The sequence below is a fragment of the Nocardia sp. NPDC004718 genome, assembly GCF_053601535.1.
This window is the reverse complement of sequence record NZ_JBSGCA010000017.1, coordinates 16,351-31,516: the sequence shown is the minus strand read 5'-3', so window position 1 is coordinate 31,516 and position 15,166 is coordinate 16,351. Positions and strand designations below refer to the sequence as shown.

Annotated in this window: 13 protein-coding genes; 9 read left to right on the top strand and 4 right to left on the bottom strand. The window is 70.6% G+C overall.

The genetic code is table 11. The features are described 5' to 3' along the window. Window positions 1-8 precede the first annotated feature (8 nt). The 4 genes from ACWEH3_RS15355 to ACWEH3_RS15340 form a co-directional block, all read right to left on the bottom strand. Entirely contained in the window at window positions 9-1,232 is a 1,224-nt protein-coding gene (locus ACWEH3_RS15355) for an RtcB family protein (protein WP_450018715.1), read from the bottom strand. A gap of 91 nt (window positions 1,233-1,323) precedes the next feature. Beyond that, on the bottom strand, window positions 1,324-2,403 hold the full coding sequence (locus ACWEH3_RS15350) for an amidohydrolase family protein (RefSeq protein WP_450018713.1): 1,080 nt from the start codon (window positions 2,401-2,403) through the stop codon (window positions 1,324-1,326). Window position 2,404: 1 nt separating this feature from the next. After that, window positions 2,405-3,775 carry a glutamine synthetase gene (locus ACWEH3_RS15345; RefSeq protein ID WP_450018711.1) on the bottom strand — a complete coding sequence of 457 codons (1,371 nt, stop codon included), beginning with the start codon at window positions 3,773-3,775 and terminating at the stop codon, window positions 2,405-2,407. Between the two features lie 52 nt (window positions 3,776-3,827). Continuing rightward, window positions 3,828-4,706, bottom strand: coding sequence for a ribokinase (locus tag ACWEH3_RS15340; protein WP_450018709.1), 879 nt, complete (start codon window positions 4,704-4,706; stop codon window positions 3,828-3,830). Between the two features lie 99 nt (window positions 4,707-4,805). Between ACWEH3_RS15340 and ACWEH3_RS15335 the strand changes: the two genes are divergently transcribed. From ACWEH3_RS15335 to ACWEH3_RS15295, 9 genes are all read left to right on the top strand, one after another. Continuing rightward, a complete protein-coding gene (locus ACWEH3_RS15335) occupies window positions 4,806-6,071 on the top strand; it encodes a glutamate-5-semialdehyde dehydrogenase (RefSeq protein ID WP_450018707.1) in 1,266 nt (421 codons plus the stop codon). Between the two features lie 84 nt (window positions 6,072-6,155). After that, window positions 6,156-7,037, top strand: a complete 882-nt coding sequence (locus ACWEH3_RS15330; RefSeq protein WP_355072339.1) for an AAA family ATPase — start codon at window positions 6,156-6,158, stop codon at window positions 7,035-7,037. Window positions 7,038-7,040: 3 nt separating this feature from the next. Continuing rightward, window positions 7,041-8,468: a vWA domain-containing protein gene (locus ACWEH3_RS15325; protein WP_450018704.1), complete on the top strand. Its 1,428-nt coding sequence runs from the start codon at window positions 7,041-7,043 to the stop codon at window positions 8,466-8,468. Between the two features lie 9 nt (window positions 8,469-8,477). Then, window positions 8,478-8,819, top strand: coding sequence for an MmcQ/YjbR family DNA-binding protein (locus ACWEH3_RS15320; RefSeq protein ID WP_450018702.1), 342 nt, complete (start codon window positions 8,478-8,480; stop codon window positions 8,817-8,819). A gap of 49 nt (window positions 8,820-8,868) precedes the next feature. Continuing rightward, window positions 8,869-10,719, top strand: coding sequence for an HSP90 family protein (locus ACWEH3_RS15315; protein WP_450018700.1), 1,851 nt, complete (start codon window positions 8,869-8,871; stop codon window positions 10,717-10,719). Between the two features lie 2 nt (window positions 10,720-10,721). After that, window positions 10,722-12,674 (top strand): hypothetical protein, encoded by a 1,953-nt coding sequence (locus ACWEH3_RS15310; RefSeq protein WP_452358336.1) that lies wholly within the window; start codon window positions 10,722-10,724, stop codon window positions 12,672-12,674. Between the two features lie 115 nt (window positions 12,675-12,789). After that, window positions 12,790-13,431 carry a nicotinate-nucleotide adenylyltransferase gene (gene nadD, locus ACWEH3_RS15305; protein ID WP_355072347.1) on the top strand — a complete coding sequence of 214 codons (642 nt, stop codon included), beginning with the start codon at window positions 12,790-12,792 and terminating at the stop codon, window positions 13,429-13,431. 94 nt (window positions 13,432-13,525) lie between these two features. Further along, entirely contained in the window at window positions 13,526-13,939 is a 414-nt protein-coding gene (gene rsfS / locus ACWEH3_RS15300; protein WP_355072349.1) for a ribosome silencing factor, read from the top strand. A gap of 71 nt (window positions 13,940-14,010) precedes the next feature. After that, window positions 14,011-14,595 carry a histidine phosphatase family protein gene (locus ACWEH3_RS15295; RefSeq protein WP_379254761.1) on the top strand — a complete coding sequence of 195 codons (585 nt, stop codon included), beginning with the start codon at window positions 14,011-14,013 and terminating at the stop codon, window positions 14,593-14,595. Window positions 14,596-15,166: the final 571 nt, after the last annotated feature.

The window sequence follows — 15,166 nt, the reverse complement described above, 5'->3', positions numbered from 1 at the left end:
GCCGACGTTCAGCCCTTGACGCAGAGCACCTGGTGCAGCGTCGCGACCACGTCGACCAGGTCCCGCTGTGCATCGATGACCTCGTCGATGTCCTTGTACGCGGCCGGGATCTCGTCCACCACGCCCGCGTCCTTGCGCGACTCGACACCCTCGGTCTGGGCAATGAGATCGGCCACGGTGAACTGCCTCTTGGCCGCGTTGCGGCTCATCCGCCGTCCCGCGCCGTGCGAGGCGGACTGGAACGACGCCGGATTCCCCTTGCCGCGCACCACATACGAGCGCGTCCCCATCGAGCCCGGAATCAGCGCGAGATCGCCGTCGCCCGCGCGCACGGCGCCCTTCCGGGTCACCAGCATCGGCACACCGTCGACGATCTCCTCCGCCACATAATTGTGATGACAACTTATGGGCTGCTCGAAACGCACTCCGCGCTCGGCGAATTCGGCGGCGACCGCACGGCAGACCAGGGCGAGCATCACCGCGCGGTTGCGCGCCGCGTACTCCTGCGCCCAGGTGAGGTCGCGCCGGTACGCCCGCATCTCCGGCGTGCCGGAGACGAAGACCGCCAGGTCGCGGTCGGGCAGATCGACGTTGTGCGGCAGCGTGCGCGCGATCGAGATGTGCCGCTCGGCGAGTTCCTTGCCGATGTTGCGGCTGCCGGAGTGCAACAGGATCCATACCCGGTCGTCCTGGTCCAGACAGACCTCGATGAAGTGGTTGCCACCGCCGAGCGTGCCCATCTGCTTGTGCGCCTTCGACTCTCGCGCCTGAACCCGGCTGTCCAGCGCGCCGAACGAACCCCAGAACCGGTCCCAGCCCGCGCGCAGCGTCGCCGTGCTCGCGCCGAGCCCCGCGACCTGGCCGCCGAGCCGGGTGACGTCGACGGCGTCGTGATGCGCCTGGAAGCCGACCGGCACCGCCGCCTCGATGCGCGACCGCAGCGAACGCAGGTTGTCGGGCAGATCCGCCGCGGTGAGATCGGTGCGCACGCTCTCCATGCCGCACCCGATGTCCACGCCGACCGCAGCGGGGGCCACCGCGTCCTTCATCGCGATCACCGAGCCGACCGTGGCCCCCTTGCCGAGGTGCACGTCCGGCATCACGCGGACGCCGTGGACCCATTTCAGCGCGGCGATGTTGCGCAGCTGCTGGAGCGCGGCCTGCTCGACCTCGTGCTCGTTGGCCCACATCAGCGTCTGCGCCTTGGTGCCGCGCAGCTCGACGGGAAACATGGTGTCGATCCTTCCGTTGGTTATGCCATCAACGGTAGGTACCGAGGACACCCGGCGCACCCGAATATCCGACCGCCCGGAATGGTAGCGGTCAGCCGGCCGCCTGCTCGAACCGTGCGCGATAGACGCGCTCGGCGTTCCCGTGGGCGATGGCGCTGACCAGGGCTTCGGCGTCGGCGGTGGTGATCGCGTCGTCGGCGAGCCACTCGTCGACGAGTTTGCCGAGACCGCGCCGCCAGAGCAGGGCGCCCAGGTAGTGCAGTTCTGGGAGCCCGTAGCCGTCGGAGGAGTAACACAGCGCCCGAAATGGGGCGAGCTCCAGCGTCTCGGCCAGCACGGCCCCGGCCCGCTGTCCCACATAGGGGATGGTCAGGCCCAGATCCAGATGGACGTGCTCGAAGACGTGCGCGAGGTAGGCGGCATGGCGGTGGAAGGGCCAGCAGTGCAGCAACATCACCGACAGCCCGGTGCCCGCGGTCCGGCGCAGGAAGTCGGTGAGCAGCAGCGGGTCGCCGTGCCGCAGGTGCAGGTCCGGGTCACCGAATCCGGTGTGGAATTGCAGCGGAAGACCTAGTTCGGCGCCGATGCGCGCGCCGAGGCCGACCAGCCAGCCGAGGACGTCCGGATCGGTGAGCCGGTGCTCGGGCGCGAAACTGGTCGGCGGGTGATCCCGCGGCGGGAAGTCCAGACCGCACCGGTAGGCCACGATCGTCTTCAACCCGACGGCGCCGACCGCCCGGGCGCGCAGCTCCTCCTCGATCCGCTCGTACACCCCGGACACCGCGCCGACCTGCGCGACGACTTGCTCGGCCACTTGCTCCAGCCGCACCACCTCGCGCACCTCCCCGCCAGCCAGCTCGATGAAATCCGCTGCTCCACCACCGATTCCGGTGTCCAGAAACCATCGGCTCACCCCGGTGGCGCGCAGCAGCCGGGCGGACACCTCGCGCGCGCCGAGCCGGGCGCGATGACGGAGGTAGACGTCCGGGCCGACGTGGGCGGGCAGATCGAGCGCCGGGGCACACCAGCGGCGCACGGCGAGCCCGATCGCGGAATCGAAACTGCCGTGCGCGCCTTCCCCGAGCAAGCGCTCGAAGCCGGGCCGATCCAGGTTCTCGGTGTGCACCCCGTGGCAGTGGTGGTCGGTGAGCCGGACACCGTCGGTGAGCATGTCAGAACCGCCAGCGGGTCAGGGCGACCAGCTCTTCGGCGCTCGCGGCGGCGTACCGCTCGGCCTCCGCGCGGCGCACGGTGAGCAGGGCGTCGTGTAGTTCGACGCCCATGGCGTCGGCGAGCACCGTGGACGCGGCGAGGTGGTCGGCGGCTTCGGACGGGGTGGTCGGCAGGCGGCGCACATTCGATACCATGCGTGCCTCGGCGTCGAAAGTCGCCGGATCACCGGTGATTTCGACCGGAAGACGTAGCTGTTCGGCGACACCGGCGAGCCCGGCGGCGATCACCGACCCGACGATCAGGTACGGGTTGCCGGTCGCGTCGAAACATTTGATCTCGGCGTTGGCCGCCCACGCCTCGGTGCCGCGCACCCCGGTGACGAACCGCAGCGCGGCCTCTCTGGTCTCATGGCCCCAGCACTGCCAGACCCCCGCCCAGCGCGACGGCTCCGACCGCAGGAAGCTGGCCGGATTGCCCGCGCCGACCGCGACCAGCGCGGGCAGTTCGCGCAGCACTCCCGCCAGGAACGCCTCGCCGGTCCGCCGCATTCCGTGCGGGCCGTCGCCGCCCGCGAACAGCGGTCCGTCCTCGTCGGTCACCGAGAGGTGCAGGTGCGCTCCGGAACCGGCGCCGCCCGGTTCGATGCACGGGGCGAGCAGCGCCCGCCAGCCATGCCGCGCGCTCACCTGCCGGATCGTGTGCCGGACCAGCACGGCCTCGTCGGCGGCGGTGACCGGCTCGGACGGTTCGACCGACAACTCCAGTTGCGCGAGCGCGTATTCGGGATGGAACTGGGCGACGGTGACGCCTTGGCGCTCGAGTGCGGCGACCAGGTCGGCGGCGTAGTCGGCCACCTGCCCGAGCCGCACCAGTCCGTAGGCGGGGCCGTGGATCGCGGGTGTGAAGTCGTCGGTGTCATCGGCGCGGCCCACCGCCCATTCGGTCTCGAACGCCATGGACAACCGCAGTCCGGCGGCCTGCGCCGCAGCCGTCTGGCGTGCCGCGAAGTGGCGCTGGCAAGGGGCGAAGCGGGTGCCGTCCTGGGTGTATTTGTCCGTGGGCGCCCACGCCCAGCCGGGCTGGCAGGCCAGTTCGGTGAGCATGCTCAGATCGGGGACGAGTCGCAGATCGCCGTCGGGCCCGCCGAGATAGCGCCCGATCGCCATCAGGTCGTCGAAGGCGAAGGTCTCGAAGCACGGCGACACCCCGACGCCGTACCGGGATGCCCGATCCAGCCGCTGGCTGGGGACGGTTTTCACGCGCGTGATGCCCGCGTTGTCCACGAAGCTCAGCGCGACCATGGCCGCGTCCAGCCGCTCGATCGGCGCGGTGTCGCCCTCGGCGGGGATGCGATCCGGCGTGGTGGCCATGCCCATCACGATATCGGCTCGGGCGCAGCGGGAGCCGTCGCGGCGCGTGTCGTCACTCCGCGGCGAGGGCGGCGGTGATCTCCTCACGGGCCGGGATCGAACTGCTCGCGCCCAACCGGGCCGTCGCCAGAGCCCCGGCCGCGCAAGCCCAGGTCAGCGCCCATTCCGGCCCCCGATGCCAGGCTGCGGCCAGCGCACCGGTGAAGGCGTCGCCCGCGCCGGTGGTGTCGACGACATCGACCCGCGGGCTGGGCCGGGACAGGCGAGCGCCGTCCGGTCCGCGATAGTCCGCGCCCGCCGCCCCGCGGGTGACGACCACGTGCGCGACGGTGTCCAGGTCCGCGCCCAGCTGCTCGGCTTCGCCGGAATTCACTACGGCGACATCGATATTCGTCCAAAGATCGGCGGGCAGCGGACGGGCCGGCGAGGGGTTCAGCAGCACGGTGGTGCCGTGCGCGCCGGCGTGGCGGGCCGCGGCGGCGACCGTTTCGACCGGAATCTCCAGCTGGCACAGCAAGATATCGGCGGCCGCGATCGCCGCCAGGTCGTCCTCGGTCAGCTCGGTCATCCGCGTGTTGGCGCCTCCGACGACGATGATGCTGTTCTCGCCGTCGTCGTCCACCACGATCGTGGCGATGCCGCTCGGCCCGGCGACCGTGCGCAGCCGGTCGGTGAACACCGCGGCGTCCATGAGGGCGGCGCGCAGTTCACCGGCGAAGACGTCGTCGCCGACCGCCCCGAGGAAGCGGACCTCGCCGCCCGCCCGCCGCGCCGCGATCGCCTGATTCGCGCCTTTCCCGCCGGGCACCATGGCGAATCCGCTGCCGAGGACCGTCTCACCGGGGGCCGGTCTGCGTGCGGTCGTAGTGATCAGGTCCATGTTGACGCTGCCGAGCACCACGATGGCGGGAGCGTCCGATTCGACCGTCATAGCGCCGGACGGTAGTCGCCCGGCCCGGGTCGCGCACGTGACCGCGCGCGCGTCGCAGCGGGTGGAATCGGCGGTGTACCCGGTGCGTAGGCTGTACCCATGACGGTAGGAACGACCACCCAGCCTGATGTTCGCGAGGTGGTGCACGAGGCCGCGCGCAAGGCCAGGGTCGCGTCGCGAGCCCTCGCCCAGCTGACGACGGCGCGGAAGAACGACGCCCTGCATGCCGCCGCCGACGCGCTGCTCGCCGCCGCCGATCGCGTGCTGGCCGCCAATGCCGAGGACATCGCCGCGGCGCGGGCCGCGGGCACCGAGGAGTCACTGCTGGACCGGCTGCGGCTGACCAAGCCCCGCATCGACGGCATCGCCTCCGGGTTGCGTCAGGTGGCGGGACTGCCCGATCCGGTGGGTGTGGTGGTGCGCGGCTCGACCCTGCCGAACGGCTTGGAGATCCGGCAGGTGCGAGTGCCGCTCGGCGTGGTCGGCATGGTGTACGAGGCCAGGCCGAACGTCACCGTCGACGCGTTCGGGCTCGCGCTGAAGTCCGGTAACGCCGCCCTGCTGCGCGGCTCCTCCTCGGCGGCCCGCTCCAATGCCGCGCTCGTCGCGGTGCTGCGCGAATCGCTTGCCGCGCAAGACATTCCGGCCGACGCCGTGCAGTTGCTGCCCAGCGAGGACCGTTCCAGCGTCACGCATCTGATCCAGGCCCGCGGCCTGGTCGACGTGGTCATTCCGCGTGGCGGCGCCGGGTTGATCAACGCCGTCGTGCGTGACGCGCAGGTGCCCACCATCGAGACCGGCACCGGCAACTGCCACGTCTACGTGCACGCCGCCGCCGACCTGGAGATGGCCGAGCGGATCCTGATCAACGCCAAGACCCGCCGTCCCAGCGTGTGCAACGCGGCCGAGACCGTGCTGATCGACGCGGGCATCGCGGACACGGCGCTGCCCCGGCTCACCGAAGCGCTGGAGCGTTCCGGCGTCACCATCCACGGCGACCTGCCCGGACAGGTTCCGGCCACCGAGGCCGACTGGGGCGAGGAGTACCTCACCCTGGACATCGCGCTCAAAGTGGTCGACGGCCTGGACGCGGCGGTGGAGCACATCAACACTTGGGGCACCGGCCACACCGAGGCCATCGTCACCGGCGACCTCGCCGCGGCCCGCGAGTTCACCAGCAGGGTCGACGCCGCCGCCGTGATGGTGAACGCCTCCACCGCGTTCACCGACGGCGAGCAGTTCGGCTTCGGCGCCGAGATCGGCATCTCCACCCAGAAGCTGCACGCCCGCGGCCCGATGGCCCTGCCGGAGCTGACCTCGACGAAGTGGATCGTCTGGGGCGAAGGACAGATCCGGCCCGTCTGACCGGCGTGCGCGGCGGCCGATGCCGAGTCGGCGCCGGCGCCGCGCTGCCGTAGCGTGGGGAATGGTTCGGAAGGAAGGTGCCGGGTGGTGTCGGAGAGCGCAGTACAGGAGCCGATCTTCACGTCGGTGGACGACGTGATCGAACGGTTGGCCAGCACGGGCTACCTGGCGGACAAGGCCACCGCCACCTCGGTGTTTCTCGCCGATCGGTTGGGCAAGCCGTTGCTGATCGAAGGACCGGCTGGTGTCGGCAAGACGGAGCTGGCGCGGGCGGTCGCGCAGACCTCGGGCGCCGAGCTGGTGCGATTGCAGTGCTACGAGGGCGTCGACGAGGCCCGCGCGCTGTACGAGTGGAACCACGCCAAGCAGATCCTGCGCATCCAGGCGTCCAGCGAGAACGACTGGGAAGAGACGAAGGCCGACGTCTTCACCGAGGAGTTCCTGCTCTCGCGCCCGCTGCTGACCGCGATCCGGCGCACCGATCCCACGGTGCTGCTGATCGACGAGACCGACAAGGCCGACGTCGAGATCGAGGGCCTGCTGCTCGAGGTGCTCAGCGACTTCGCGGTGACGGTGCCGGAGCTGGGCACGATCACCGCCAGCCGCAAACCGTTCGTGGTGCTCACCTCGAACGCCACCCGCGAGCTGTCCGAGGCGCTCAAGCGTCGCTGCCTGTACCTGCATCTGGATTTCCCGGACGAGGAGCTGGAGCGGCGCATCCTGGCCAGCCGGGTACCCGAGCTGTCGGCGGCGGTCGCCGCGCAGTTGGTGCGGATCGTGCACGTGCTGCGCGGCATGCAGTTGAAGAAGCTGCCCTCGGTCGCCGAGTCGATCGACTGGGGCCGCACGCTGCTGGCGCTCGGCTTGCGGGATCTGGACGACACGACCGTCCGCGCCACGCTCGGTGTGGTGCTCAAGCACCAGAGCGACCACCAGCGCGCGCTGGCCGAACTGAAGCTGGCCTGAGCCATGGCGACCGGGCCGGTCCCCGCCGATGTCGCCGCACTGAGCGCGCCACACGGTATTCCGGGACATCTGGTCGGCTTCGTGGAGGCGCTACGGGCGCGCGGGATACCGGTCGGACCGTCGGAGACGGTGGACGCGGGCCGCGTGGTGACCGTGCTCGATCTGATGGACCGTGAGGTCCTGCGGGAGGGGCTGGCGTGCGCGTTGTTGCGGCGCACCACCCACCGCGCGACCTTCGACGGGCTGTTCGACCTGTGGTTCCCCGTCGCCGTCGGGCAACGCGCCGCGAGCCAGGACCAGCTGGAGATCCCGCACACGCCCTCGGGAGACGTGGACATCCCGGCGCTGCGCGAACTGCTCGCGGAGTTGCTGGCGCAGGAGTCGGCGACCCCGCAACTGGAGGCGCTGGCCGCGCAGCTGGTCGAGCAACTCGGCCAGTACCAGTCCGCCCGCGGTCCGTCCTTCTCGTCGTACCAGGCGCTGAAACAGGTGCAGCCACAGACGTTGCTGGCGAAGATCCTCGCGGGCATGGCCCTCGGGCCGGACACGAGCGAGTTCGACTCCGAGATCGCCCGCCGCGCCGCCCGGCAGCGCATCGCGGGCTTCCGCGCGACCGTCGAGGCCGAGACCAGGCGGCGGGTCGCCGAACGGATCGGACGCGAACGCGTAGCGAGCTACGGCGTCGCCCGGCAAGCCGAGGAGGTCGACTTCCTGCGCGCCTCCGAGGCCGAACTCTCCGAACTCAAGCGCGGTACCCAGCGGTTGGCCCGGATCCTGGCTTCGCGTCTGGCCGCGCGGCGCAGGCACGCCCACCGCGGAGCCATCGACCTTCGCCGCACCCTGCGCGCGTCCATGTCCACGGGCGGCGTGCCCATCGACCTGGTGCACCGCAAGCCGCGACCGGGCCGCCCCGAACTGGTTCTGCTGTGCGATGTCTCGGGCTCGGTGGCCGGCTTCAGCAACTTCACGCTGCTGCTGGTGAGCGCGCTGCGCGAACAGTTCTCCCGGGTGCGCATCTTCGCGTTCGTCGACCAGATCGATGAGGTGACCCGGTTCTTCGATCCGCACACCCAGCTGGATCGGGCGATGACCCGGATCTTCGGTGAGGCGAACGTCGTCGGCCTGGACGGGCACTCCGACTACGGCAACGCGCTGGCCGGGTTCGCCAGGGACTTCCCGGACGCCGTCACCAGCCGCAGCTCGCTGCTGATCCTCGGCGACGCCCGCACGAACTACCGTGACCCGGAGCTGGACACCCTGCGGTCACTGGTCGAGGTGGCCAAGCACGCGCACTGGCTCAATCCCGAACCGCGCAACCAATGGGGTTCCGGCGATTCCGCGGCGGACAAGTACCGCGACGTGATCGAGATGCACGAATGTCGTTCGGCCAAACAGCTCACCGCGGTGGTTTCGCGGCTGCTACCCGTGTAGGGAGACGGCATGAACGACGCCGCGCTGCTGAGCTATTGCCTGGCCAAGCCGGGCGCCTGGCAGGACGAACCGTGGGAGGGCGACGTCGTCGCCAAGGTCGGCGACAAGATCTTCGCCTTTCTCGGCGCGACATCGGTCGGCCTCAAATGCGGGCGGACCCGCGAGGAGGCCGACGAACTGGTCCGGGTGTACCCGGGGGACGTGGCGGCGTCGGCCTACATCGGGCGGTACGGCTGGAACGTCATCCAGTTCGGCGGCGCGGTCTCGGATAACGAACTCTACGAGCTGGTCGATCTCTCCTACGAGGCCGTCGTGAGCAAGCTGCCGAAGAGCAAGCGCCCGACCGTCTGAAAGGGTTCGTTAAGGGGATCTTTGGCGTGCGCCGACAAGATCGGCGGCCATGGGGAACAGAACGCCGGATGATCCGGCGGCGGTGCACAACAACTATTCGTTTCAGGTCGATCTGCGCGGGATAGTCGATCTGCTCTCTCATCACCTCTATTCGAGTCCGCGGGTCTATCTGCGCGAGCTGTTGCAGAACGCCGTCGACGCGGTCACCGCACGTGCCCGGCTGGATCCGCTGGCTCCCAGCGCAATTCGGCTCTCCGTGGACGAATCCGGGGTGCGGATCAGCGATCCCGGTGTCGGCCTGACCGAGGCCGACGTGCACCGGTTTCTCGCCACCATCGGCCGCTCGTCTAAACGCGACGACATCGAAGGCGCACGACGCGAGTTCCTCGGACAGTTCGGGATCGGGCTGCTGGCCTGTTTTACGGTCGCCGAGACGATCCGGGTGGTCACCCGATCGGCCGCCGACCCGACCGCCTCGCCGGTCGAGTGGCTGGCCCGCGCCGACGGCACCTACTCGGTGCGCGCACTCGATCGAGGCGAGTACGCGGAACCGGGCACGACGGTGTGGCTCACCCCGCGCGGCGGAGCCGCGGAGTGGTTCCGGCCGCAGCGGGTGACCGACCTGGCACGCGAATTCGGGTCGCTGCTGCCCTACGAGGTGACGGTGGAGTCGGACGGTGCTGTGACGACGGTCACCGAAGGCGTTCCGGTCTGGCGCCGCGCGTATCCGTCGGCGGAGCGGCGCAGGGCCGCCCTGCTCGACTACGGTCACCGGACGCTGGGCTTCGTTCCGCTCGACGCCATCGAGCTCGATGCCGGTGCGGCAGGCGTCAGCGGCGTGGCCTATGTGCTGTCCCAGCCGGGCAACCCGTCCGACAGCAGTGCGCATCGGGTGTACCTGAAGGGCATGCTCCTGGGCGACGCGGTGCGCGGCGTGCTGCCGGATTGGGCGTTCTTCGTGCGCTGCGTGCTCGACACCGACACGCTGCGCCCCACCGCGTCGCGGGAGGGCCTCTACGAGGACGAGCGGCTCGCCGTCGTGCGCGAGGTGCTCGGGGACCGGATCCGGGACTGGCTCACCGAGATCGCCGCCGAACAGCCGCAGCGGCTGGCCGCGTTCCTGTCCGTGCACGCACTCGGCGTGAAGGCGATGGCGAGCCATTCCGTCGAACTGCTGCGAATCATGCTGCCCCATCTGCACTTCGAGACCACCGACGGGCGCGTGCCGCTCACCGAGTTCGCCCGCGACCACCGCACCGTCCGGGTGACGGCGACGGTCGAGGAGTTCCGTCAGGTGGCGGCCACCGCCGCCGCGCAGGGCATCGGCGTCGTCAACGGCGGCTACGCCTACGACCGGGAGTTGATCGCGCGGCTGCCGCGGCTGCTGCCCGGCGTCGAAGTGGTCGACCTGGACGTCGACGCGATCACCGCGGCGCTCGACCCGGTCGACGCCGGCGACGAGCTGGCGCTGGCCCCGGTACTCGCGCTGGCGCGAACCGTGCTCGACCCGCTGTCGTGCGACGTCATCGTGCGTGCCTTCCATCCGGTCACGGTGCCCGCGCTCTATCTCGACGGCCGCGCCGTCCGCAACGAACGCGCCAGAGCACAGACGGCCGAGGACGCCGACGACCTGTGGACCGAGATCCTGGGCGCACTGGCGGTCGCGACACCGCGCGCTCGGCTCGTGCTCAACCACCACAGCCCGATCGTGCGCAGGCTGTCGCGCATCGACGATCCCGGCTTCCGGAAGACGGCGGTGGAATCGCTCTACGGGCAGGCCCTGTTGATGACCCACCGTCCGCTGAGCGCGGCCGACACGGCGCTGCTCAATCGCGCCTTCGGCGAATTCCTCGGCTGGGCCACCCAACGTGCCGCCGACCGCGGTGAAGAGACGGAGTGAACATGGACGCCGCCGAGATCGGCGCGGCACTGGCGCAGGTCTACGCGCTGCCGCACGGCCGGACGCGCACCGAGCGACTGGAGACCCTGGCCGCGGCCGCGCGAACCGGATCGGATCGCGCGCTGGAAGGCAGGGTGCTGCTGGAACTCGCGCAGTCGTACACCTACGCGGGCGAACGCGATCTGGTGCCCGTCGCCTACGGCAGGTTGCTGCGGATCTACGACGACCACCCCGCCGAACTGGGCTCGATGACGCACTCGGTGCACTGGTACCTGAAATGGGTGACCTGGGGGATGGTCGGAAACCCCGCGCTGCCGCTGTCCACGATCGATCGCTGGTTCGACGAACTGGACAGCCGCTACCGGCAGCGCGGCTACAGTCCGCGCCCGGTGCTGGCCCTGCGCTCCGAACTCGCCCGCGAGATCGGTGACACCGCGGCCGCCGCCGTGTGGCTGGAACAGGCGATGGCCGCCCCGCGCGACAGCATGTCCGACTGCGATGCCTGCGAGCGCGGCGAATGGGGCCTGACGAGCGTTTCTCTCGGTGACGACGAGGGCGGACTCGCGCACTGGAAACCCGTGCTCGACGGCGAACGGACCTGCACCGAGGAGCCGCACCGCGTTCTGGCGCAGGCGCTGCTTCCGCTGGTGCGCACCGGCCGCGTCGCGGCGGCACGCGGCGCGCACCTGACCGGGTATCCGCTGGTCCGGCACACCGAGGACCTGCGTCCTTCGGTGGCCTCGCACATGGAATTCTGCGCCCTGACCGGCAACGAGGCACGCGGACTGGAAATTCTCACCGAGCACGCGAACTGGCTGGCCGATTCCGGCGCCGACGCGGGCGCGCGCCTGGCCTTCGTCACCGGCGTGTGCGTGCTGCTGCGCAGGCTGGTGGCGCTGCGGCTGGGTGATCTTCCGCTGGCGGAGGGGACGGTGGAATCGGTGCGCGCCCGGCTGGAAGTCGAGATCGGCGCGTTGTGTGCCCGCTACGACGCCCGCAACGGCAACAGTGCGGTCAGCCTGCGCACGGCCGCCCGGCTCGCCGCCGAACCGTTCCTGGACCGGTTGCCGCTCGGTTTGCGCAGCACACTGCCGCGCGCCGCGAGCGCGCCGGACACCGTCCGGGTGGCCGACGACTTCTCCGGCGACCGGGCCACGGAGGTCCGCAGGCTGGCCGAACTCGGCGCCGCCCGGCTCGCCGATACGCCCGAGGAGGCGGAAGCGCACCTGCGGGAAGCGCTGGCGCTCGGTACGCCGGTGCTGGCCGGGGAGGAGGCCGCCCGGCTGGGCGCGCAGCTGGTCATCGCCATCGCGAGCCAGCCGGACCGCGAACTCGATCTGGCCGACGCCGCGGTGCGTGCCGCGGCCCGCTGGGAAGGACTGTCCGAACCGGATGTACTGCATCACACCGTGGTCGCCGCACGCGCGTTCCATCGCGCGGAGCGCCACGGCGAGGCCGTCGCCCTGTTCGAACAGGCGCTGCTCAGCGGCACGATTCCGTATCCGTCCGGCGAACTGGCGGTGGTGCGCGCGCAGTTCGGCCGATCGCTGAACGCACTGGACCGCCACCGCGAGGCGGCGCGGCAGTTCCTCGAGGCGGCACGGCTCGTTGAACGCGACCCGGAGCGGACCAAGCTGCACGCTGAGCTGGCGTGGTCGGCCGCCACCGCGCTCGAGTACTGCGGGCAGGACGACGAGGCGGTGGCCGCCTACCAGCGCGCCGCGCGGCTGTGGGCCGGGCTGGGCGCGGTGGCGGAGCGGGCGCGTTGCCTGCGGGCGGCGGCTTGGCTGCGCGTGTGCGGCGAAGCCGATCCCGAATCCGGGCTCACCTCGATGCGGACGCTGATCGCCGAGCTGGCCACGCTGGCGGACCGGTCGGCCGAGGCGGCGGATGAACTCGCGCGCACCCGCGAGCAGCTGGCCCGGATGCGCGAGATCGGCGGCGCCACCGCCTGAGGCATCGCCGGGCCCGTGCGGCGGGGCAAACTGCGGGCGGGTGTCCCCAGTTCGGTGCCCGCTCCCGCTTACCGGCCCCGTGCGGGCCGCGAGCGACCCGTTAAGCTCGGCAGTCATGCACGAGACAGGTCGGCGCGGCCGCAAGCTCGGGGTGATGGGCGGCACGTTCGACCCCATCCACCACGGGCATCTGGTCGCCGCCAGCGAGGTCGCGCACCGGTTCGACCTGGACGAAGTGATCTTCGTCCCGACCGGGCAGCCCTGGCAGAAATCGCACAAGCAGGTCAGCCCGGCCGAGGATCGGTACCTGATGACCGTCATCGCGACCGCGTCCAACCCACGGTTCTCGGTGAGCCGTGCGGACATCGAGCGCGGCAAGGTCACCTATACCGTCGACACCCTGCGGGAGATGCGATCGGCCCATCCCGGCGCCGAGCTGTACTTCATCACCGGTGCGGACGCGCTGGCCAGCATCCTCACATGGCAGGATTGGGCAGAACTGTTCGAACTGGCGAAGTTCGTCGGGGTGAGCCGTCCGGGGTACGAGCTGAACATCGATCATCTCGAGGAGCATCTGCGGGATCTCCCGCCGGATGCGGTGACCATGGTCGAGGTCCCCGCGCTGGCCATCTCGTCGAGCGAATGCCGTCGCCGCGCCGCCGAGAATCGGCCGGTGTGGTACCTCGTCCCCGACGGCGTGGTGCAGTACATATCGAAGCGGCACCTGTATGTGCCCGGAGCAGCGGAAGGTAGCTGAGCGTGAGCGAGCGCAGCGAAGGTGCGGGCATGAGCGAGCGAACGATCCCCACGGCCGCGAGTGCCGTCCCGCCGAGCGCCTGGGGGGTGCAGGCATGACCGCGTCGACCGAGTCGGTGGAGATCGCGCAGGTCGCCGCGCTGGCCGCCGACGAGAAGCTGGCGTCCGACGTGGTGGTGCTCGATGTGTCGGAGCAGCTGGTGATCACCGACTGCTTCGTGATCGCGTCCGCGCCCAACGAGCGTCAGGTGAACGCCATCGTCGACAACGTGGAGGAAAAGCTGCGCGCGGCCGGGCACAAGCCGGTCCGGCGCGAGGGCACCCGCGAAGGCCGCTGGGCGCTGCTGGACTACGTCGACGTCGTCGTGCACATCCAGCACAACGACGAGCGCAACTTCTATGCGCTGGAACGCCTGTGGAAGGACTGCCCCGTGGTGCCGGTCGCCGGTCTCACCGGGGCCGCGCCGGATTCGCGCGCCGCGGCGACGGAGGACGAGGCGCGATCGTGAGCAGACATGCCGGCGTGCGCACCCTCATCCTGTTGCGCCACGGGCAGACCGAATGGAACGCCACCGACCGCATGCAAGGCCAGATCGACACCGATCTCACCGAACTCGGTCGCAGACAGGCCAAAGAGGCGGCACGCGAATTGGTTTCGCGCAACGCCATCGCGATCCACGCTTCGGATCTGCGCCGTGCCTTCGACACCGCGACGGCTCTGGCCGAACACACCGGGCTCACCGTCGTGCCCGACGTCAGGTTGCGGGAGACCAATCTCGGCGACTGGGAGGGATTGACCCACCTGGAGGTCGACGCCGACTATCCGGGCGCGCGCATGGCGTGGCGGTTGGACGCGCGCTACACCCCGCCCAACGGCGAGAGCAAACTCGAGGTCGGGGCGCGGTCGCTGCCGGTGGTGCAGGAGTTGCTGGTCGAGCGACAGGACTGGCCGGGCCGGACTATTATCCTGGTGGCGCACGGCGGGCTGATCGCCGCCCTCACGGCTGCGCTGCTCGACCTGCCGCCGCAGAACTGGCCGATCCTCGGAGGACTGGCCAATACCAGCTGGGTGCAGCTCAGCAGTCACGGCCCGAGCATCGAACAGCCCGGTTGGCGTCTGGATGTGTGGAACGCAGCGGCGAAGGTAGCACCGGATGTCCTCTGAAGAGCCGATCAGATCGGTCCCGGACGAACTGTTCCGTAAGATCTCGGCGAAGGCCGAACGGCAGTTGCCCGACGCGTTGTTCGGCGGTCCGCCCCCGGCTTCCCGCGAACCCGCGGCTACATCCGACGGAGCTTCCGGCGCGACAGGCGATTCCGGCGGCGGGCCCGAGTCCGGAGAGGAATCCGACTCGGAGGACGACGGATCCGGTGACATCGTCACCAGCGCCGAGCCGCAGGTGCGCGTCGGCGGCGAAGCGTCGCCCGTCGGTACCGCGGACGACGCTTCCGAACGGATGGCCGAGTCGGCGGAAGCGTTCGGGGAGCCGGTTGTCCCGGCGGCGGACGGGTCCGCGGAAGCGTTCGGGGAGCCGGTTGTCCCGGCGGCGGACGCGGTCGGGGAATCGGTTGCCGCGTGGGCGGATGGTTTCGCCGGAGCACTCAGTGAACCGGTCGCGGTGACGGACCGGTCCGCGGCCGACGCGATCTCCGCATCGCCCGCGCCGACAGACGCCGTGATCGACTCCGCGACGACCGGATCCGCTGTGACAGGGGAAGCCGAACTCGCTGCGGCC

Coding starts and splice junctions, on each gene's coding strand:
- ACWEH3_RS15355 (WP_450018715.1), bottom strand. CDS start 1,232: ATGTTTCCCGTCGAGCTGCGCGGCACCAAGGCGCAGACGCTGATGTGG.
- ACWEH3_RS15350 (WP_450018713.1), bottom strand. CDS start 2,403: ATGCTCACCGACGGTGTCCGGCTCACCGACCACCACTGCCACGGGGTG.
- ACWEH3_RS15345 (WP_450018711.1), bottom strand. CDS start 3,775: ATGGCCACCACGCCGGATCGCATCCCCGCCGAGGGCGACACCGCGCCG.
- ACWEH3_RS15340 (WP_450018709.1), bottom strand. CDS start 4,706: ATGACGGTCGAATCGGACGCTCCCGCCATCGTGGTGCTCGGCAGCGTC.
- ACWEH3_RS15335 (WP_450018707.1), top strand. CDS start 4,806: ATGACGGTAGGAACGACCACCCAGCCTGATGTTCGCGAGGTGGTGCAC.
- ACWEH3_RS15325 (WP_450018704.1), top strand. CDS start 7,041: ATGGCGACCGGGCCGGTCCCCGCCGATGTCGCCGCACTGAGCGCGCCA.
- ACWEH3_RS15320 (WP_450018702.1), top strand. CDS start 8,478: ATGAACGACGCCGCGCTGCTGAGCTATTGCCTGGCCAAGCCGGGCGCC.
- ACWEH3_RS15315 (WP_450018700.1), top strand. CDS start 8,869: ATGGGGAACAGAACGCCGGATGATCCGGCGGCGGTGCACAACAACTAT.
- ACWEH3_RS15310 (WP_452358336.1), top strand. CDS start 10,722: ATGGACGCCGCCGAGATCGGCGCGGCACTGGCGCAGGTCTACGCGCTG.
- nadD (WP_355072347.1), top strand. CDS start 12,790: ATGCACGAGACAGGTCGGCGCGGCCGCAAGCTCGGGGTGATGGGCGGC.
- rsfS (WP_355072349.1), top strand. CDS start 13,526: ATGACCGCGTCGACCGAGTCGGTGGAGATCGCGCAGGTCGCCGCGCTG.
- ACWEH3_RS15295 (WP_379254761.1), top strand. CDS start 14,011: ATGCAAGGCCAGATCGACACCGATCTCACCGAACTCGGTCGCAGACAG.